The following is a 17,333-nucleotide window of genomic DNA, read 5'->3' as shown; positions in this document are numbered from 1 at the left end:
TATCAGGCGTTACCTGGCTCAGCGTCACCTGCTTCGGATTCGGTTGCGCTAGGCAGACGAATTGGACGAACCGGCACCACTGTAGAGATAGCGTGTTTGTAAACCATCTGGCTGACGGTGTTCTTCAGCAGGATAACGAACTGGTCGAAAGACTCGATCGTGCCTTGCAGTTTGATCCCGTTCACCAGGTAGATGGACACCCCAACTTTCTCTTTACGTAAAGTATTCAAGTAAGGGTCTTGTAGCGAATGCCCTTTTGACATGTGCCGCACTCCTTTAAGGATTCAATATAAAAAATAGGTAAACAGATGGCTTGTGGCCGTCACACCCCCAAGGATAGACGGCAATTGCAAGGACTCAGCTCAATATGGAGATGGTCCCCAGGTATTTCAAGGCGCGCGGCAGATTGTCGCAATCCAGGCTGTCCAACCAGTGTAAATCAGCCCAGCTGCGCAGCCAGGTGAACTGACGCTTTGCCAATTGGCGCGTGGCAATGATTCCACGCTCCTGCATCTCGGCTTGGGTCAGCTTGCCATCCAGGTAGTCCCAGACTTGTCGGTAGCCTACCGCACGTATAGACGGCAACCCGGAATGCAGGTCACTTCGCTTACGCAGGGCTACGACCTCGTCAATGAATCCCTGTTCCAACATAACTGTGAATCTTTGTTTAATTCGCTCGTGCAATACCTGGCGATTTGCCGGAGCAATGGCCAAGTTCGCGACAGTATAGGGCAATTGTTGCAGTCCCGAAGCGGCTGCTTCAGTACTTTGCGCACTTTGTCTCAGTCGCAGCTCGGTCATGCTCTGACCGCTGACGCGATAAACTTCCAGCGCTCGACTGAGTCGCTGCGGATCGTTCGGATGAATTCGCGCTGCCGAAACCGGATCAACGAGCGCCAATTGTTCGTGCAGGGCTTGCCAGCCAAGGCGTGCAGCCTCTTCTTCGATCTGCGCGCGGACCTCGGGATCGGCCGCCGGCATTTCTGCCAGTCCTTCGACCAAAGCCTTGTAGTAGAGCATCGTGCCGCCTACAAGCAGCGGAATTTTGCCTCGCGAAGTGATCTCGGCCATCGCCTCAAGCGCATCACGGCGAAAATCCGCCGCCGAATAGCTCTCGGCCGGGTCAAGGATATCGATCAAAAGGTGCGGGAATTCCGCCAGCGTTTCTTTCGAAGGCTTGGCGGTGCCGATATCCATACCGCGATAGACCAGCGCCGAATCGACACTGATCAGCTCGCAAGGCAGGACCTTGGTGAGCTCGATGGCCAGATCAGTCTTGCCCGCTGCGGTCGGGCCCATCAGGAAAATCGCAGGTGGGAGCTGGCTCATCAACGACCGCGCAAGAACAGTTTGTCCAGATCGTCCAGGCCCAATTGGGTCCAGGTCGGTCGGCCATGATTGCATTGACCGCTGCGCTCGGTGTTTTCCATGTCCCGCAGCAGACCGTTCATTTCCGGCAGCGCCAGACGCCGGTTTGCCCGAATCGCGCCGTGGCAGGCCATGGTGCCAAGCAGTTCGTTGAGGTGCGCCTGGATACGGTCACTGGTGCCGTATTCCATCAGGTCTGCCAGCACGTCACTCACCAATCGATTGGCTTCGGCTTGCTTGAGCAAGGCCGGAATCTGCCGGATCGCCAGTGTTTCCGGGCCGAGTCGCTGCAGCTCAAAGCCCAGGCGCTGGAACCACGCGACGTTTTCTTCGGCACAATCGCCTTCGCGCTCGCTCACCGCCAACGATTCCGGCACCAACAGCGGCTGGCCGCTCAGGCCTTCGCTGGCCATGGCGATCTTCAGGCGTTCGTACATGATCCGTTCGTGGGCGGCGTGCATGTCCACCAGCACCAGGCCCTGGGCGTTTTCCGAGAGAATGTAGATGCCTTTGAGCTGCGCCAATGCGTAGCCCAATGGAGGAATATCATCCTGCCCGGCCGGGAGCGCGACGGCATTTGCCTCTGGCAAAGGTGCAAAAAACTCCCGGTACGCCGCCTGGGCTTCAGCCGCTGGCACGCCCGACTGAGGACGCGGCGTGTATTGATACTGATAACCGGCGCCAGCGCCCGAGCCTGCTGTCGTATTGAACGACGGCTGCGCTTGAGGTTGTTCCAGCAAGGCATTGGCCGCCAGGCGCATTTCGCCCTGGGGACCGAACTCACCCGCATCGATACCGGTCGGCCGAACAATCGCCGTCGCCACCGGCGCAGCCAGATGATCATCCGGACGCACATCGCCCAAGGCGCGGTGCAAAGTGCCGTAGAGGAAGTCGTGAACCATGCGCCCGTCACGGAAGCGCACTTCGTGTTTGGTTGGGTGCACGTTGACGTCGACACCGGCCGGATCGACTTCGAAAAACAGTACGAACGTCGGATGCCGGCCATTGAACAGTACGTCGCGATACGCCTGACGCACCGCGTGGGCCACCAGTTTGTCGCGCACGGCACGGCCGTTCACAAAGAAATACTGCAAATCCGCCTGGCTGCGGTTGAACGTCGGCAACCCGACCCAACCCCACAAATGCAGACCATTGCGTTCGATTTCGATCGGCAGCGCCTGCTCCAGGAAACCTGAACCGCAAATCGCCGCCACTCGCCGCGCGCGAGCCGCGTCGTCATGGGCTTCGTGCAGGCTGAGGATGGTTTTGCCGTTGTGGCGCAAATGAAACGCCACGTCGAAACGCGCCAGCGCCAGGCGTTTGATCACTTCTTGCAGGTGATCGAATTCGGTTTTTTCAGTCTTGAGGAATTTGCGCCGCGCCGGGGTGTTGAAGAACAAGTCGCGCACTTCAACCGAAGTACCCACCGGATGGGCCGCCGGCTGCACACGAGGCGCCATGTCCCGGCCTTCGGTCTCGACTTGCCAGGCCTGATCGGCATCCTTGGTGCGGGACGTCAGGGTCAGACGCGCCACGGAGCTGATCGAGGCGAGTGCTTCACCGCGAAACCCGAGGCTCATGACCTGCTCGAGGTCTTCGAGGTTACGGATCTTGCTGGTGGCGTGTCGCGCCAGGGCCAGCGGCAAGTCATCGGCCGAAATGCCGCTGCCGTCATCGCGCACCCGCAGCAGCTTGACGCCGCCCTGTTCCACATCGACATCGATGCGCCGGGCGCCGGAGTCGAGGCTGTTTTCCAGCAACTCCTTGATCACCGACGCCGGACGCTCAACCACCTCACCGGCGGCAATCTGGTTCGCCAGTCGCGGGCTGAGCAGCTCGATGCGAGCCGTGTTGGTCAGCACCTGATTCATTCTTTGGACGCCAGTTCTGTGCCGGGAATGGTCAGGGTCTGACCGATTTTCAGCTCGTCGCTTTTCAGGTTATTGGCGCTGCGCAAGGTGGCCGGAGACACTTGGTAACGCACGGCAATCATCGCCAGCGTTTCGCCCGGGCTCACCCGGTGATCACGTGGGCCTTGAGCGATCTTGCCGGAATCACGCAACCAGGCGATGTAGGTGCCCGGTGGCGGGTTCTGCTGGAAGAACTGGCGCACGCCACTGCTGATCGAACGCGCCAGCGCCTGCTGGTGGTTCGCTGCGGCAAGCTTGGACGCTTCGTTGGCGTTGGAGATGAACCCGGTTTCCACCAGGATCGACGGGATGTCCGGCGACTTCAACACCATGAACCCGGCCTGCTCCACACGCTGTTTGTGCAGCGGCGTGACGCGACCGATGTTGCTCAAGACTTTTTGGCCAACGTTCAGGCTGGACGTCAGGGAAGCGGTCATCGACAAGTCGAGGAGCACGCCCGCGAGCATGCGGTCCTTATCGTCGAGGCTGACGTTGCCGGCACCGCCGATCAAGTCGGAACGGTTTTCGCTATCGGCCAGCCAGCGGGCCGTCTCCGAGGTGGCACCGCGATCAGACAGGGCAAACACCGACGCACCGAACGCAGCAGCGGAAGGCGCGGCATCGGCGTGGATCGAGACGAACAGGTCGGCGCCTTTCTTGCGGGCGATTTCGGTACGGCCGCGTAATGGAATGAAGTAGTCGCCGGTACGGGTCAGTTCGGCGCGGAAGCCTTTCATGCCGTTGACCTGGCGTTGCAATTCGCGGGCGATGGCCAGTACCACGTCTTTTTCACGCTGACCGCGAGAGCCCGAGGCACCCGGGTCTTCGCCGCCGTGGCCGGCGTCGATCACCACGATGATGTCGCGTTTGCCCGCCGGAGCAGGCGGCAGCTTGACCGGCGGGTCTATCGGGGTGACTGGAACCGGCGCGACCGTCGCAACGTTGGTCGGCGGCGGAATCGGTGCGGCGTCGGCGGCGTTATCGAACAGATCGACCACCAGACGATTGCCGTACTGGGCGTTCGGCGCCAGGGTGAAGCTTTTTGGCGTGACGGCTTTTTTCAGGTCGATGACCACGCGCAAGTCGGTCGGCGTGCGTTGAGCCGAGCGCATGGCGGTGATTGGCGTATTCGAAGCATTGACGTTCAGGGGGGCGCCGAGGGTCGCACCATTGATATCGATCACCAGCCGATCCGGGGAGGTCAGGGTGAAAACGCTGTGTTGCACCGGCCCGGTCAGGTCGAACACCAACCGCGTGTTGTCCGGCGCCCGCCACAAACGAACGCTGTTGACCTTTGTTTCGGCCACAGCGTTGACGGTCACCGCCAAAAACAACAACCCTACGGCAGCTACCATCGCGCGAAAGCGCATACCAGACCCCATCATTTAATTGGATTCCAATGCCAAAGCGGCACACCACGACTCGCCGCGCGAGCCCTGGGACAAAATTTTCAGCGAACGCCCGCTGTCTTGCGGGCTAATGGTAATGGTCAGGTCGGGCTTTGGCAAAAAGCCTGCACCCTTCTGGGGCCATTCGATCAGGCACAGCGCGTCGTCATCGAAGTAGTCGCGGATACCGAGGTACTCCAGCTCTTCCGGGTCGACCAGGCGATAGAGGTCGAAATGGAAGGCCCGGATGTCGCCGATCTCGTAAGGCTCGACCAGGGTGAACGTCGGACTTTTTACCGCGCCGACATGCCCCAGGCCACGGATGATGCCCCGTGAAAGCGTGGTTTTCCCCGCCCCCAGATCGCCTTCCAGAAAAATCAGACCGTGCCCTTGGGTGGTTTGTGCGATGCGTGCGCCAAATGCGGTCATCGCCTCTTCATCGGCCAGGTACAGGGTTACTTCAGACACGGTGCTTGCTCCTCCAACAACTGACGAATGGCTGGGATCAGATCACTGGCCGCCAGCCCACGGCCCGATTTACCTTGTTGCGCGCCGGCATTGGCGTGCAGCCAGACAGCCAGGCAGGCGGCGTCGAATGCGTCCATGCCCTGGGCCAGCAACGCACCAACCAGACCGGCCAACACATCACCCAAACCCGCGGTGGCCATGGCCGGATGGCCCTGATGACACAACGACAGGCGCCCATCGGGGCTGGCAATCAGACTGCCCGCGCCTTTCAGAATCACTACAGCTGTATATTTTTTGCTCAATGCATGCGCCGCCGCCGGGCGATCAGCCTGGACTTCGGCGGTGCTGATCCCCAGCAACCGCGCCGCTTCACCCGGATGCGGCGTGATCACACAACCCTTGGGCAGGCTCATATGGCTTGAAGCCAGCAAATTCAACGCATCGGCATCCCAGACTTGCGGCAACGGCGCATTGGCAGCTGCCGACAAAAGACTGCGCCCCCAGGCAGCCTGACCCAGGCCCGGGCCGACCACCAGCACGGAAACCTTTTGCAGCAGTTCCATCAGTTGATTGGCCGACGAAGTGCCCAGCACCATGGCCTCGGGAATTCTCGCCAACGCCGCAGGCACGTGTTCACTGCGCGTGGCCACGGACACCATGCCCGCACCACTGCGCAGGGCACTTTGTGCGCTCAGCAGAATGGCGCCGCCAAAGCCACGATCACCGCCGATCAGCAAGACGTGGCCGAATTTGCCTTTATGGGCGGTTGGCGTGCGAACCGCCAGACGCGGCAAGTTACCGGCTGTCAGGCGCCGTGCATCTATGTCGACCCCGTTAAACGACTCGGCGCTGGCTTGCAGATCGTTGAACACCAGCTCGCCGACCACATCCGCCGCGTCGCCCGTGAACAATCCGACCTTCAAGCCAATGAACGTCACGGTCAGATCAGCTTGAACAACCGAACCCAAAATGCGCCCGGTATCGGCGCACAAACCCGAAGGGATATCCACTGCCGCCACCGGCAGGCCACTGGCATTGATCGCGGCAATCGCACTGGAGAAGGGCTCTCGCACCTCGCCGGTCAAACCGGTGCCGAGCAAGGCGTCGAGTACGATCCCACGCAACTCCGACTGCACAGTGAAGGCTTGAACCGCGATGCCCTCTGACACGGCCTCGGCATGGGCCAATGCCGCATCGCCCCGCAAACGCTGGGGATCACCGGCCGCCAACACCCGCACATGCCAACCGGCACGCCGGGCCAGCACCGCCACCAGATAACCGTCGCCCGCGTTATTGCCGTGACCGGCCACCACGCTCAATTCATTCGCCGACGGCCACTGACGGACCAGCGCACGCCAGGTCGCTCGCGCTGCCCGCTGCATCAATTCGAAGCCCGGCGTGCCGGCCGCGATCAGGTTCGCATCGAGGGCTCGCACGTGCGCGGCGCTGTACAGCGCGTCGGGTAATTCATCTTTAGTGTGCGGCATGCGTCTTCGGGCTCCGATGTCTGGCAGAATTATACGCACCTCAGCTCCGGTTTCTCTCGCCTCATGCCCGCTATTACTACAGACCTGCCCGCCCTCGCCCAATCCATCAAGGATTGGGGCCGCGAGCTGGGCTTTCAGCAAGTCGGCATCAGCGGCCTGGACCTGGCCGAGCATGAGCAGCACCTGGAGCGCTGGCTTGCGGCCGGCTACCACGGCGAAATGGACTACATGGGCGCCCACGGCAGCAAACGCTCACATCCCGAAGAGCTCGTTCCCGGCACGTTGCGCGTAGTTTCCCTGCGCATGGACTACCTGCCCGGTGACACCCAAATGGCGCAATTACTGGCGCAACCGGAAAAAGCCTACGTATCGCGTTATGCCTTGGGCCGCGATTACCACAAATTGATCCGTAAACGTGTGCAACACCTGGCAGAAAAAATTCAGGCGGTCATCGGGCCGTTCGGCTACCGCGCCTTCGTCGACAGCGCGCCGGTGCTGGAAAAGGCCATTGCAGAAAAGGCCGGCCTGGGCTGGATCGGCAAAAACACCCTGGTGTTGAATCGCAAGGCCGGCAGTTACTTCTTCCTCAGCGAACTCTTTGTCGATCTGCCACTGCCGGTCGATCCACCGCACAGCACCGAACATTGCGGGCGCTGCACTGCGTGCCTGGACATTTGCCCGACCAACGCCTTCGTCGGCCCCTATGTGCTGGACGCCCGGCGCTGCATTTCTTACCTGACCATCGAACTAAAAAGCGCGATCCCCGAAGATTTGCGCCCGTTGATCGGCAATCGAGTGTTCGGTTGCGATGACTGCCAGATCGTCTGTCCGTGGAACCGCTTCGCCCGCCCGTCCGTCGAAAGCGACTTCAAGCCACGGCACAACCTGGACAACGCCGAATTGGCCGAACTGTTCATGTGGGATGAGGACAGGTTCCTCAGCAGCACCGAAGGATCACCGCTGCGCCGTGCCGGTTACGAGCGTTGGTTGCGCAATCTCGCAGTGGGGCTAGGGAACGCACCGTCGAGCATTCCGGTGCTGGAAGCGTTGAAGGCGCGCCGCGACTATCCGTCGGAACTGGTGCGGGAACATGTCGAGTGGGCACTGAAACAACACGCCGAGCGTCAGGCTTCGTCGTTATAAACGAACTTCGGCATTTCCCAGTGGAATCGAATCGCCAGCAACCGCAGCAGGAAGCCGCCAAACAGCGTGATCAGAATCGCCTGTTCGCCGGGTAATTGCAGGTAGATGCAGAGCATGTAGCACCACGCGGCAGCGAACGAGACGCTGGCGTAGAGTTCGCGGCGGAAGATCAGCGGGATGTCGTTGCAGAAGATGTCGCGCAGGATGCCGCCAAACACCCCGGTGATCACGCCGCTGACCGACGCCACCAGCATGCCGTGGCCCATTTCCAGGGCGGTCATGCAGCCAATCAGGGTGAATGCCACCAGCCCCACGGCGTCGAGCACCAGGAACAGCGAGCGCAAGTGTCGCATCCAGCGTGCAGCGAAGACGGTGAACATCGCCGCGATCGAGGTCAACACCAGGTATTCCGGGTGTTTGACCCAGGTCAGCGGGTAGTGACCGAGCAACACATCACGCACCGAACCGCCGCCGAGCGCCGTGATGCACGCGATCAGCACCACACCAAACCAGTCCATGCCGCGACGGCCGGCGGACAGGGCACCGGTCATGGCTTCGGCGGTGATGGCGATCAGGTAAAGCATCAGCAACATGGTGGCGGTCCTTGCAGAAAGGCGCGCAGTCTAGCCATTTAGTCCCGGCACCAAAAGAGGGTGATCTCCCAGGAAGGCCGAGTTACCTGCTTCGCGGGCAAGCCTCGCTCCCACGGGCACAACGCAGATCCCGTAGGAGCCGGCTTGCTGGCGATGGCGTACTCAAGGGCCCCATCGCCAGCAAGCCGGCGCCTACAGTCCGTATTCCAGATTTAGAATTTGATGAAATGCTTGCGGTAGTGCTGCAGCTCGGCGATGGACTCGCGGATGTCGTCCAGGGCCAGGTGAGTGCTGCCCTTTTTGAAGCTATCGCGCACGTCCGGCGCCCAGCGTGCGGCCAGCTCTTTAAGGGTCGACACGTCGAGGTTGCGGTAATGGAAGAAGCTTTCCAGGGATTTCATGTGGGTATAAAGGAAGCGACGGTCCTGGCAGATGCTGTTGCCACAGATCGGCGACTTGCCCTTTGGCACCCATTTCTCCAGGAAGGCAATGGTCTCGGCTTCGGCTTCGGCCATGCTGATGCGGCTGTCGCGCACCCGTTGGGTCAGCCCGGAGCCGCCATGTTGACGGGTGTTCCACTCATCCATGCCGGCGAGAATCTCGTCGCTGTGGTGGATAGCGATCACCGGACCTTCGGCCAAGGTGTTCAGGTCACTGTCGGTGACGATGGTGGCCATCTCGATGATGACGTCGGTATCAGGGTTCAGACCGGTCATTTCCAGGTCGATCCAGATCAGATTCTGCGGGTTTTGCATGTGTCGGCTCCTAGGCAATGCTGCGCAGTTTAGCCTAGGGCGGTGCCGGGGCGTGCTAAACTCGCGGCCGTTTTACCTAATCGCTGCATTCTTGATACGGAACACCCATGGCCAAACGCCAACTCAATCGTCGTCAAAACTGGCGCATCGAAAAGATTCAGGGCGAACGCGCTGCCCGCGCCGCCAAACGCGAGTCCTCGGCTGTCGAAGCACTCGAGGGTGGCGACCTGGGGCCCGAACAGACGGGCCTGGTGATCGCGCACTTCGGTGTGCAGGTCGAAGTCGAAGCGCTTGATGGCGATTTAGCCGGCCAGGTGTTCCGCTGCCATTTGCGCGCCAACCTGCCAGCGCTGGTGACCGGCGACCAAGTGGTCTGGCGTGCCGGCAACCAGGGCATCGGTGTGATCGTGGCGCAACTGCCGCGTAAAACCGAACTCTGCCGCCCGGACAGCCGTGGCCAGCTCAAGCCTGTTGCGGCCAACGTCGACATGATTGTCATCGTCTTCGCCCCGCTGCCCGAGCCTCACGCGAACCTGATCGACCGTTATCTCGTCGCCGCTGAGCATGCAGGGATTCGTCCGCTGCTACTGCTCAACAAATTCGACCTGATCGACGAGCAGAACGCCCCCGCGCTAAATGCCTTGCTGGCGGTTTACCGCACGCTGGGTTACCCGGTGCTGGAAGTCTCGGCGCACCACGGAAATGGCATGGAGCAATTGCAGGCACAACTGGACGGGCACATCAGCGTGTTCGTCGGCCAGTCCGGCGTCGGCAAATCCTCGTTGGTCAACACCCTGTTGCCTGAAGTCGAAGCCCGTGTCGGCCCGCTGTCCGAGCTGTCCGGCCAGGGCACCCACACCACCACCACCGCGCGGTTGTTCCACTTCCCCGGTGGCGGTGAGTTGATCGACTCCCCGGGTATCCGCGAATTCGGCCTGGGCCACGTCAGCCGCGCCGACGTCGAAGCCGGTTTCATCGAGTTCAACGACTTGATCGGCACCTGCCGCTTCCGCGACTGCAAGCACGACCGCGAGCCGGGTTGCGCCTTGCTCAAGGCACTGGAAGAGGGTCGTGTGCAGCAGCAACGGATGAACAGTTATCGCTCGATCATCGCCAGTTTGCCGGAAACCAGTTATTAAGTAGCCGTGATCATGTTCGTGATGCCACGAACATGATCAGCAGAAAGCAGCAGACACAAAAAGCCGCGATCATCTCGCGGCTTTCTGGTTTCAGGGGGCTGCTTTTTCCAGCCTCCAGCCCAACGCATCCAAGGCGTCACACCCATCCTGCAACAACATATGCGCAGCATTGGCGAAATGCTCTAGGTCGTGACCTTCGGCGTCTTTGACGCACAGGCACGTGACACTGTTGAGCAGGTTACGGGCGGCTTTGATTCGGTGAGTAGCGGTTTCCAAAAGGTCGGAAATTTTGGCTTCGGTGTCGATGAACAGCGTCGGACCGACGCTGAAATTGCCTTGGAGCGGGTGATATTTGGACATGACTTGAATCTCATCTGATAGGTGAAACTCCCACCCTTTCGCGGCTAAACGAATTGGGGTGGTAGCTGTGCGCGGGTTAGCCGACCGGACAGATGAACCCGGCACACCCTGAGGTGTCCCACGCACAGCCACCATAGACATAGATGCCAGGCAGCAAAAACGCCGCGATTATACGGGCGCTTGTGCATCATCTGATACGACCGGCTAAAGTCGATCACCGATTTGTCGGCGACAGCGAAACTATAGGCAGACGCCCGCAAGTCTGAGAACCCCGCCACAAAATTTCAGACCGTTCCTACAACTTCTAATCTCACCAGCAAACCGGTTCCGACAGGGAAACACCCCCTGACAATCAGGTCGGCTATCAGGCCGCCTCGCGGCGCTGTTGCGGTGCACGCCCCCTCGAGAGGCCGAGTGGAGGTTCTGCGTAGTGGGCAACCCGGCATGGATGCCGGGTTAGCCGCCCCCGGCCATGGATGGCCGATGGCGGCGGCCCACGGAGCAGGACCGGAGCGAGGGCATGCCGAGCCTTAGCGAGGCACCGAACGAAAGGGGCAAGAGCCTTTTGGTTACTTTGGGGCTCTTCCAAAGTGACTCGCTGTAAGAGCGAAACCATTGGCGGCCGTTACCGCAGAAATGGATATGTACACCGCCCTCCCCCCGTCGCCTGACTCAAAGCCTTCGCGAGCGGGCTCGCTCCCACAGGGGCCATGCCCACGCGAAAAATGCAGTGACGTCCAAACCCGTGAAAGCCGCACAAAAAAGCCGACATCTCTGTCGGCTTTTTTGTAGGTCACTGCTTCGGCGGTTCCGCCGGTTTCGGCGCCGGGTTTTCAAAGATATTCAAACGCTCGCGAAGCTCATGGGCCGGCAGCGGTTGTTTATCCGCCGGCAACGCGTTCGGATCGACCGGCGTGGCCGGCACTTCGCCCGGGCCACCCTGGCCTTGCGCTGGCGTTGGCTCCGGCGCAGGTTCAGCACCTTGCGAACCTTCAATGGCCTTTTGGGCTTTCTTGGTCAGCACCACGATGTCGATCCGGCGGTTGACCGGGTTGAACGGGTTCTCGCGGTCGAACAGCGCCGACGAGGCATAACCGACGACCCGCGCCACTTGCTGATCCGGATAGCTGCCAGCGACCAGCGCACGGCGAGCGGCGTTGGCACGGTTGGCCGAGAGTTCCCAGTTGCCGAAATCACCGGTGCCCGAGTACGGCTTGGCATCGGTGTGGCCGCTGATGCTGATCTTGTTCGGCACCGCTTTGATGGTGTCGGCCATGGCCAGCAGGATGTCTTCGAAATACGGTTTTAGACGTGCTGAGCCTGAGTCGAACATCGGCCGGTTTTCCGCGTCCATGATCTGGATGCGCAAGCCGTCCTGTGTGATTTCGAACAGGATCTGGTCCTTGAATTTTTGCAGCTGCGGATTTTCATCAACCTTGTTCTGCAATTCTTGCAGCAACAGTTCCAGGCGTTCCTTCTCGACCTGTTCGGCCATGCCTTCGACCTGTTCAGTATCGACGGTGACGCGGTCGGGCTGCGGCTGGGACTTCACCTCGGGGTTGAGGGTGTTCTCTGGCGCCAGGGTCGGCGAACCGCCCAGATCGATGATGTACGGCGTGCCGCTTTCGGTGAAGCCGACCGGGTCCTTGAAGTAACCGGCGATGGCGATCTTCTGTTCCGGCGTGGCGGTAGACAGCAGCCACAGCACCAGGAAGAACGCCATCATCGCCGTCGCGAAGTCAGCGAAGGCTATTTTCCAGGAGCCCCCGTGATGCCCGGCCGCGTATTTTTTTACGCGCTTGATGATTATCGGCTGGTTATTTTCCATGACTTAGCGACCGCGAACCGCTTGTTCCAGCTCAGCGAAGCTAGGACGGTGCGCCGGGTACAGAACCTTGCGGCCGAACTCCACCGCCAGCGATGGCGGCATGCCGGAAGCCGAAGCCACCAGCGAGGCCTTGATGGCTTCGTAGACGTTCAGTTCTTCCTTGGCTTCGTGGGCCAGGGCATGGGCCAACGGGCCAAAGAAACCGTAGGCGGCGAGAATACCGAAGAAGGTACCCACCAGTGCCGCACCCACGTGCAGGCCGATCATTTTCTGGTCGCTTTCACCCAGGGAGGCCATGGTCACCACGATACCCAGTACGGCCGCGACGATACCGAAACCGGGCATGGCGTCGGCGATGCCGTTCACCGCATGGGAAGGATGATCCAAATCTTCCTTGAGGCTGGTCAGCTCCATGTCGAACAGGCCTTCGAGCTCGTGGGGAGCCATGTTGCCGGAGGACATGATGCGCAGGTAATCGCAGATGTACGCGGTCATGCGGTCATCTTTCAGTACCGCCGGGTACTTGGCGAAGATCGGGCTCGCGGCGGCGTCTTCAATGTCGCCTTCGATTGCCATCATGCCTTCGCGGCGGCTTTTGTTGAGGATCTCGTAAATCAGACCCAGCACTTCCAGATAGAACGTGTGACTGAAGCGCGAGCTGAACATTCCCAAGGCTTTCTTGAGAACGAGCTTGAACATGTGACCAGGGTTGGCCTGCAGGAATGCACCGAGGGCCGCACCACCGATAATCATCACCTCGAAAGGTTGAATCAGGGCGGCAATCTTGCCGTGGGAGAGCACGTATCCGCCGAGCACGCTCGCGAATACGACGATGATGCCGATTATTTTAGCCATAGGTAGGAGAGCACTTACTGAGTCGGGTTCAAGGTCATATTCGGAAGTTAAAAAATCTCTTCTTCTACTTATCGGCAAAACTGCGCCAGACTATAGCCCGTTCAAGCGAAAAGCTAATTTAGCCCTCTCCGGGCATAGGTAATGCAGACGATGATCACGTCCAACCATGGCTAACGAAACGAACACCCCAACCCCAAAACCGACCACCCTTGAAGGCTGGGTCAAGCTTCTCGACGGCGTGCGCCTGCCGGTTCCGCAAGACAGTCACGACCGTGTCTGCAAGGCCCTCGCCGATAATCGCAGCTCGCTTCGCGACATCGCCGAATTGTTGCAGGACAGCCCGGCACTGGCCTTGAGCGTGATTCGCGAAGCCAATCGCCACACCCACGGCAGCATGACCGAGCCGGCGGAAAACCTTGAGGTGGCGATCAATCGTCTCGGGTTGAAACGCACTGAGGAACTGCTCGCCCGGTTGCCTGCCGAACCTCAATCCCAGATCCCGGTGGCGTTGCGTCAGCTGCAGATGATCAGCCAGCACGCGACCCAACAGGCCAACGGCTTTTTCGCCGGTCGGCTGGCGCGGCTCTGGCAGGACATCCACTGGGGCAGCCTGCTGTTTCTCTCACCGCTCTGGCCGATGGCGTTGACTCATCCGCAACTGCTCGAAGAGTGGGAGTTGCGGGTCATCCATAAAGGCGAGTCGGCGCGCAAAGTCGAAAAGCAATTGTTCGGCGTTCGCCTGCTGGACATCTGCCAGGCGCTGGTGGACATCTGGCGCCTGCCGATCTGGGTGCAGCAAGGTTATCGCCTGCTGCTCAACGAGCAGCGCGAACTGGTCAAAGTCCTGCGCATTGCCCGGGACAGCGAGCATCCATTGCGTCAGCAAAACCGCCTCGATGACGATCCGACTTTGCGTCGCTGGCTCAACCAACCGGCCAATACCGTGTTGCTGGCCAATGGGCTGGCACTGTCGGCGCAACAGGCCTGGGACAGTCCGCACAGCGAGCGCTGGCAATACCTGACCAGCCTTTACCTGCAAATGCCGATGAGCGACGTGCAGCAGCAACTGCATCAACAAGCCGTCAACAGCGCGCACCAGCATGCCATGCCGGACATCTGGCACCCTGCCATAGCGTTGATCTGGCCCTCGGGCGTGAACCGCATTCACGCCGGGTTGCTGCCGGCACCGGCGCCGACCACCGAAGACCTGACGGCATGGCGTAAACAATGTGCCGAACTGCTGGTCGAGCCGAGCCGCTTCACCAATGCGATGCACTTGACCACGTCGGCCCGGGACGCCCTGGTCGCGTGCGGCATGCGTCGGGTGATGATTTTGATGGCTGACCGCACCCACGCCAATTTGCGTGCGCATCAGACGGCCGGGCTGGCGAAGGAAGCGGCGGGGCTGAATCTGGTCGTGAGTCAGAGCACCGTGCTGCAACGGTTGCTCTCGCAACAGGCCCAGGTGCGATTGACCCCGGCCAACAACGCACAGTTCTCGGCGTTGCTACCCGCCAGCCTGCGCGCGCAGTTTCGCGGCGAACACCTGCTGCTGCGCTCGCTGGTCAACAATGGTCGGGTGATCATGGTCGTTGTGGCGGATCAGGGCGGCGGGCCGTTTTCGGAAATCACCGTGCAAGCCTTCGGCAAAACCGCGCAGTGCATTGAAAAGGCACTCCAAAGCTTTAGCCAGCGCGGTCAATGAATGCTGCGCTACAATCCTCCCCTTTGTGCTCTGGAGACCTCACATGTCTGACTTCTCTGGCTTGGCGCTGGTCATCGAGCCGAGCGACTTGCTCCCTCGCCTTGAGTCCCGCGAACTGATTCTGGTGGACCTGACCAGCAGTGCCCGCTATACCGAAGGGCATATTCCCGGTGCGCGTTTTGTCGATCCCAAACGCACACAACTCGGCCAGGCGCCTGCCCCCGGGCTGATGCCGCCGCAAGCGGCACTCGAAGCGTTGTTCGGTGAGTTGGGACATAACGCCAATGCGACCTACGTGGTCTATGACGACGAAGGCGGCGGCTGGGCCGGGCGTTTTATCTGGCTGCTCGATGTCATCGGCCATCGTAACTACCACTATCTTGACGGTGGCCTGACAGCCTGGCTGGCAGAAGGCATGCCCATGTCGATCCAGGTCCCGGCCCCCGTTGGAGGCCCGGTTGCGTTGACCCTGCACGACGAACCGACCGCCACCCGCGAATACCTGCAAAGCCGTCTCGGTGCCGCCGACCTGGCGATCTGGGACGCGCGCGGCCCGCTGGAATACTCCGGCGAGAAAGTCCTGGCAGCCAAGGCCGGGCATATTCCCGGCGCGGTGAATTTCGAATGGACGGCCGGCATGGATCAGGCGCGCAACCTGCGCATCCGCACGGACATGCCCCAGATCCTGGAACAACTCGGTATCACCAAAGACAAAGAAGTCATTACCCACTGCCAGACCCACCATCGCTCTGGCTTCACTTATCTGGTGGCCAAATCCCTCGGTTATCCGCGGGTCAAAGGCTACGCCGGTTCCTGGGGCGAATGGGGCAACCACCCCGATACGCCCGTAGAGATTTAAGGTTTTTAAGGACAGTCAATGAATAAGCGTTTGTTTATCCTCAGCCAATACCTGCTGCCTCACCATTTGCTGTCGCGACTGGCCGGCTGCATTGCCGAATGCCGCGTGCGCTGGTTCAAGAACGCCTTTACCGCCTGGTTCGCCAAGCGCTATCAGGTGGACATGTCCCAGGCGCTGGTCGAAGACCTCACCGCTTACGAGCACTTCAACGCGTTCTTCACCCGCGCTTTGAAAGACGGCGCTCGCCCGCTCGATGAAACCCCGGGTGCCATTCTCAGCCCGGCCGACGGTGCAGTCAGCCAACTCGGCCCGATCGAACACGGCCGCGTGTTCCAGGCCAAGGGCCACAGCTTCAGCGTGCTGGAATTGCTGGGCGGTGATGCTGCCAATGCCGCGCCGTTCATGGGTGGCGATTTCGCGACGATTTACCTGTCGCCGAAAGACTATCACCGCGTGCACATGCCGCTGGCCGGCACCCTGCGCGAGATGGTCTACATCCCGGGGCGGATTTTCTCGGTCAACCAGACCACCGCCGAAAACGTGCCGGAACTGTTTGCCCGCAACGAACGCGTGGCGTGCATTTTCGACACCGAGCGCGGGCCAATGGCCGTGGTGCTGGTGGGCGCGATGATCGTGGCGTCGATTGAAACCGTGTGGGCCGGGCTGGTAACGCCGCCGAAACGCGAGCTGAAAACCTTCCGTTACGACGAAGCCGCCCGCGCGCCGATCCATCTGGAAAAAGGTGCGGAACTGGGTCGCTTCAAGCTAGGTTCGACCGCCGTGGTGCTGTTCGGGCCGGACCAAGTGAAATGGGCTGAGGGGCTCGGTGCCCTGTCGCCAGTACAAATGGGCCAGGCGCTGGGCCTGCCAACAGCCTGATGGGCTGATCCGCCCCGTCGAACGTTTTCGAAGGGGCGGACATTTCGGTAGCGCCGTTACTCTATCTGTCCACGAAAGCCGATCGGCCCTTCGTTGGCGTAGGTATTGGTGCCACTGAGGTTTTTCCCTCCATCATTGGAGGTGACGCTCAACGCCACAACGTTCTGATTATCACGGCCGCCGATGACCCACTTGCTACCCGGATGCCATGGAGCGTCGTTGCCGCCCCACTGATTTTCCACGTTGTACTGGTTCTGGCCCGTGCGCTGAGCCTTGAAGCCAATGGGACCTTCACCCGCGTAAGTCATGGTGCCGGTGAAGCTCTTCCCGCCATCGCCCGATTTGATTTCGATCGCGACCACGTTCTGGTTGTCCCTCGCACCTAACGTCCAGTCTCCTCCCGGATGCCAGGGTGCCGAACTACCGCCCCATTGATTTGCCACTACGTATCTAGACATGAACCTCATCTCCTTGAAGTTACAAGAGACCTGCCCTGCGTAGGCAGCAGGCCGCACGACCGTGCGTATCCAGTCGCACGTGTGTCAGATTAGTAGTACGCCCGGGCGGCACTCGACTGACAGACAAACGGTCGACAT

17 protein-coding genes are annotated in these 17,333 nt (G+C 60.6%); 5 read left to right on the top strand and 12 right to left on the bottom strand.

Annotation, left to right across the window (positions count from 1 at the left end; translation table 11 throughout):
* Positions 1-2: 2 nt before the first annotated feature.
* The 6 genes from hfq to K0F88_RS01850 all read right to left on the bottom strand — a co-directional run bounded on the left by hfq (position 3) and on the right by K0F88_RS01850 (position 6,621).
* The gene (gene hfq / locus K0F88_RS01875) at positions 3-263 is read right to left on the bottom strand and encodes an RNA chaperone Hfq (RefSeq protein WP_007902656.1); all 261 of its coding nucleotides are present in this window, start codon (positions 261-263) and stop codon (positions 3-5) included.
* 94 nt (positions 264-357) lie between these two features.
* Positions 358-1,329 (bottom strand): tRNA (adenosine(37)-N6)-dimethylallyltransferase MiaA, encoded by a 972-nt coding sequence (gene miaA / locus K0F88_RS01870; protein WP_219093609.1) that lies wholly within the window; start codon positions 1,327-1,329, stop codon positions 358-360.
* Positions 1,329-3,239, bottom strand: a complete 1,911-nt coding sequence (mutL, locus tag K0F88_RS01865; protein WP_374039693.1) for a DNA mismatch repair endonuclease MutL — start codon at positions 3,237-3,239, stop codon at positions 1,329-1,331. The genes miaA and mutL overlap by 1 nt, the downstream gene beginning before the upstream one ends.
* Positions 3,236-4,663: an N-acetylmuramoyl-L-alanine amidase gene (locus tag K0F88_RS01860; RefSeq protein WP_306823106.1), complete on the bottom strand. Its 1,428-nt coding sequence runs from the start codon at positions 4,661-4,663 to the stop codon at positions 3,236-3,238. Before K0F88_RS01860 ends, mutL begins: the two co-directional genes overlap by 4 nt.
* On the bottom strand, positions 4,664-5,134 hold the full coding sequence (gene tsaE, locus K0F88_RS01855) for a tRNA (adenosine(37)-N6)-threonylcarbamoyltransferase complex ATPase subunit type 1 TsaE (RefSeq protein ID WP_094469414.1): 471 nt from the start codon (positions 5,132-5,134) through the stop codon (positions 4,664-4,666). It abuts the gene before it with no gap.
* Positions 5,122-6,621 (bottom strand): NAD(P)H-hydrate dehydratase, encoded by a 1,500-nt coding sequence (locus K0F88_RS01850; protein ID WP_094469415.1) that lies wholly within the window; start codon positions 6,619-6,621, stop codon positions 5,122-5,124. Before K0F88_RS01850 ends, tsaE begins: the two co-directional genes overlap by 13 nt.
* Before the next feature lie 63 nt (positions 6,622-6,684).
* Here K0F88_RS01850 and queG point away from each other — a divergent pair, with 63 nt between their 5' ends.
* Complete coding sequence (queG, locus tag K0F88_RS01845) at positions 6,685-7,764, top strand: tRNA epoxyqueuosine(34) reductase QueG (protein WP_219093607.1); 1,080 nt, start codon at positions 6,685-6,687, stop codon at positions 7,762-7,764.
* On the opposite strand, the gene K0F88_RS01840 is transcribed toward queG, so the two are convergent.
* The gene (locus tag K0F88_RS01840; protein ID WP_007945604.1) at positions 7,746-8,357 is read right to left on the bottom strand and encodes a trimeric intracellular cation channel family protein; all 612 of its coding nucleotides are present in this window, start codon (positions 8,355-8,357) and stop codon (positions 7,746-7,748) included. The genes queG and K0F88_RS01840 overlap by 19 nt on opposite strands.
* A gap of 212 nt (positions 8,358-8,569) precedes the next feature.
* A complete protein-coding gene (gene orn, locus K0F88_RS01835) occupies positions 8,570-9,112 on the bottom strand; it encodes an oligoribonuclease (protein ID WP_008035288.1) in 543 nt (180 codons plus the stop codon).
* Positions 9,113-9,219: 107 nt separating this feature from the next.
* Between orn and rsgA the strand changes: the two genes are divergently transcribed.
* Positions 9,220-10,251 carry a small ribosomal subunit biogenesis GTPase RsgA gene (rsgA, locus tag K0F88_RS01830; RefSeq protein WP_074873186.1) on the top strand — a complete coding sequence of 344 codons (1,032 nt, stop codon included), beginning with the start codon at positions 9,220-9,222 and terminating at the stop codon, positions 10,249-10,251.
* Positions 10,252-10,341: 90 nt separating this feature from the next.
* Here the strand turns inward: rsgA and K0F88_RS01825 are convergent, their stop codons facing one another.
* The 3 genes from K0F88_RS01825 to motA all read right to left on the bottom strand — a co-directional run bounded on the left by K0F88_RS01825 (position 10,342) and on the right by motA (position 13,294).
* Positions 10,342-10,611 (bottom strand): hypothetical protein, encoded by a 270-nt coding sequence (locus tag K0F88_RS01825; RefSeq protein WP_219093604.1) that lies wholly within the window; start codon positions 10,609-10,611, stop codon positions 10,342-10,344.
* A gap of 793 nt (positions 10,612-11,404) precedes the next feature.
* Positions 11,405-12,439 carry a flagellar motor protein MotB gene (gene motB / locus K0F88_RS01820; protein WP_219093601.1) on the bottom strand — a complete coding sequence of 345 codons (1,035 nt, stop codon included), beginning with the start codon at positions 12,437-12,439 and terminating at the stop codon, positions 11,405-11,407.
* A gap of 3 nt (positions 12,440-12,442) precedes the next feature.
* Complete coding sequence (motA, locus tag K0F88_RS01815; protein ID WP_219093597.1) at positions 12,443-13,294, bottom strand: flagellar motor stator protein MotA; 852 nt, start codon at positions 13,292-13,294, stop codon at positions 12,443-12,445.
* Positions 13,295-13,460: 166 nt separating this feature from the next.
* Here motA and K0F88_RS01810 point away from each other — a divergent pair, with 166 nt between their 5' ends.
* Genes K0F88_RS01810 through asd form a run of 3 tightly spaced genes read left to right on the top strand, consistent with a single transcriptional unit; the run spans position 13,461 to position 16,737 of the window.
* Complete coding sequence (locus K0F88_RS01810; protein ID WP_219093594.1) at positions 13,461-14,999, top strand: HDOD domain-containing protein; 1,539 nt, start codon at positions 13,461-13,463, stop codon at positions 14,997-14,999.
* 43 nt (positions 15,000-15,042) lie between these two features.
* A complete protein-coding gene (gene rhdA, locus K0F88_RS01805) occupies positions 15,043-15,858 on the top strand; it encodes a thiosulfate sulfurtransferase (RefSeq protein WP_219093591.1) in 816 nt (271 codons plus the stop codon).
* A gap of 18 nt (positions 15,859-15,876) precedes the next feature.
* Entirely contained in the window at positions 15,877-16,737 is an 861-nt protein-coding gene (gene asd / locus K0F88_RS01800) for an archaetidylserine decarboxylase (RefSeq protein ID WP_083375180.1), read from the top strand.
* 56 nt (positions 16,738-16,793) lie between these two features.
* Here the strand turns inward: asd and K0F88_RS01795 are convergent, their stop codons facing one another.
* Positions 16,794-17,195, bottom strand: a complete 402-nt coding sequence (locus K0F88_RS01795; RefSeq protein ID WP_219093588.1) for a lectin OAA — start codon at positions 17,193-17,195, stop codon at positions 16,794-16,796.
* Positions 17,196-17,333: the final 138 nt, after the last annotated feature.

The organism is Pseudomonas sp. UMAB-40 (assembly GCF_900095275.1).
In the GTDB taxonomy this organism is placed as follows: domain Bacteria; phylum Pseudomonadota; class Gammaproteobacteria; order Pseudomonadales; family Pseudomonadaceae; genus Aquipseudomonas; species Aquipseudomonas mandelii_B.
The sequence above is the reverse complement of the archived record's forward strand: the minus strand, read 5'-3'. Positions and strand labels throughout refer to the sequence as shown.

Bases quoted from the DNA above. Each gene is read 5' to 3' on its own strand.
- hfq (WP_007902656.1), bottom strand. From the start codon at position 263: ATGTCAAAAGGGCATTCGCTACAAGACCCTTACTTGAATACTTTACGT.
- miaA (WP_219093609.1), bottom strand. From the start codon at position 1,329: ATGAGCCAGCTCCCACCTGCGATTTTCCTGATGGGCCCGACCGCAGCG.
- mutL (WP_374039693.1), bottom strand. From the start codon at position 3,239: ATGAATCAGGTGCTGACCAACACGGCTCGCATCGAGCTGCTCAGCCCG.
- K0F88_RS01860 (WP_306823106.1), bottom strand. From the start codon at position 4,663: ATGATGGGGTCTGGTATGCGCTTTCGCGCGATGGTAGCTGCCGTAGGG.
- K0F88_RS01850 (WP_094469415.1), bottom strand. From the start codon at position 6,621: ATGCCGCACACTAAAGATGAATTACCCGACGCGCTGTACAGCGCCGCG.
- queG (WP_219093607.1), top strand. From the start codon at position 6,685: ATGCCCGCTATTACTACAGACCTGCCCGCCCTCGCCCAATCCATCAAG.
- K0F88_RS01840 (WP_007945604.1), bottom strand. From the start codon at position 8,357: ATGTTGCTGATGCTTTACCTGATCGCCATCACCGCCGAAGCCATGACC.
- orn (WP_008035288.1), bottom strand. From the start codon at position 9,112: ATGCAAAACCCGCAGAATCTGATCTGGATCGACCTGGAAATGACCGGT.
- rsgA (WP_074873186.1), top strand. From the start codon at position 9,220: ATGGCCAAACGCCAACTCAATCGTCGTCAAAACTGGCGCATCGAAAAG.
- K0F88_RS01825 (WP_219093604.1), bottom strand. From the start codon at position 10,611: ATGTCCAAATATCACCCGCTCCAAGGCAATTTCAGCGTCGGTCCGACG.
- motB (WP_219093601.1), bottom strand. From the start codon at position 12,439: ATGGAAAATAACCAGCCGATAATCATCAAGCGCGTAAAAAAATACGCG.
- motA (WP_219093597.1), bottom strand. From the start codon at position 13,294: ATGGCTAAAATAATCGGCATCATCGTCGTATTCGCGAGCGTGCTCGGC.
- K0F88_RS01810 (WP_219093594.1), top strand. From the start codon at position 13,461: ATGGCTAACGAAACGAACACCCCAACCCCAAAACCGACCACCCTTGAA.
- rhdA (WP_219093591.1), top strand. From the start codon at position 15,043: ATGTCTGACTTCTCTGGCTTGGCGCTGGTCATCGAGCCGAGCGACTTG.
- asd (WP_083375180.1), top strand. From the start codon at position 15,877: ATGAATAAGCGTTTGTTTATCCTCAGCCAATACCTGCTGCCTCACCAT.
- K0F88_RS01795 (WP_219093588.1), bottom strand. From the start codon at position 17,195: ATGTCTAGATACGTAGTGGCAAATCAATGGGGCGGTAGTTCGGCACCC.